1 protein-coding gene is annotated in these 206 nt (G+C 61.7%); it reads left to right on the forward strand.

Annotated elements, in window-relative coordinates:
* Window positions 1-206 (forward strand): hypothetical protein (locus A3764_RS25480; protein ID WP_161487528.1); only part of this gene is annotated, 206 nt, incomplete at both ends.

Consider the following 206-nt stretch of genomic DNA (forward strand, 5'->3'; position numbering starts at 1 on the left):
AGGGTCTCAGGCAACTTGGCTTCGAGGACCTGTCGCACAAGATGATCTCGACCACGCTTCTGGGGCCGGACCTTGCCGTAGGTATCTACCAGACGGACCTCTACCGCGACGATCACCTCTATGTCGCGCCTTTCCGGTCCGTCGTGACCGTCAGGCGGGGCGAAGACCTGAAATGGCGCGCCGTGGCATCGGCGCACACCATCAAT

The organism is Sulfitobacter sp. HI0129 (assembly GCF_001635395.1).
In the GTDB taxonomy this organism is placed as follows: Bacteria; Pseudomonadota; Alphaproteobacteria; order Rhodobacterales; family Rhodobacteraceae; genus Sulfitobacter.